At 66.8% G+C, this 566-nt stretch carries 1 pseudogene; it reads right to left on the bottom strand.

What is annotated here, in order from left to right:
- Nucleotides 1-235, bottom strand: a pseudogene (locus TW83_RS14855) (iron ABC transporter substrate-binding protein); the annotation flags it as partial.
- Nucleotides 236-566: the final 331 nt, after the last annotated feature.

Here is a 566-nt window from a genome sequence, read left to right as displayed (position 1 = left end):
CCGCCGCCGCATCGCGCAGGGCGGGGACCAGGATGTTGTCGATGCTGCCCGTGGGCGTCACGCCCAGGGCGGTGATCGTGTCCAGCGCGGCCATGTCATAGACCGCGACGCTGTCGGGATTGTCCTGCAGGGTCACGGGTCCCTGGGCGGTATCGACGGTGACCTGGGCCAGGGCCGCGAACGGCGCGGTCATCAGGGCGGTGGCCAACAGGGCGGGCGATGCGATGCGGCGCATGGCGATCCTTTCGATCAAGGTTGCGCGTGGTGGCTGGATCCTGGCTGCACGCCGGGCGGGCTTAGCGCCGTCGCGCGCGCCGCGCAAGAATGTCAGGGTCTTTTTGTCGGAATATCGCAGCGAATTGTTGACTCAATCACTTTGGCATCCTAGCTGCGGGGCATTCGCGAAAGGACATCCCATGCGCATGACTGCCGATTTCCCCACCGCCCGCGCCGCCGCGCTGACCGGCACGATGGCCAAGCATTTCGGTCACAAGATCCCGGTGACCCATGATGACCGCCTGGCGGTGCTGACCTTCGAGATGGGCGTGGCCCGGATCGAGGCGCAG

This window comes from Paracoccus sp. S4493 (assembly GCF_000967735.1).
Taxonomy (GTDB): Bacteria; Pseudomonadota; Alphaproteobacteria; order Rhodobacterales; family Rhodobacteraceae; genus Paracoccus; species Paracoccus marcusii.
Note: the sequence above shows the minus strand (reverse complement) of the source record. Positions and strands in the feature narration are given on the sequence as shown.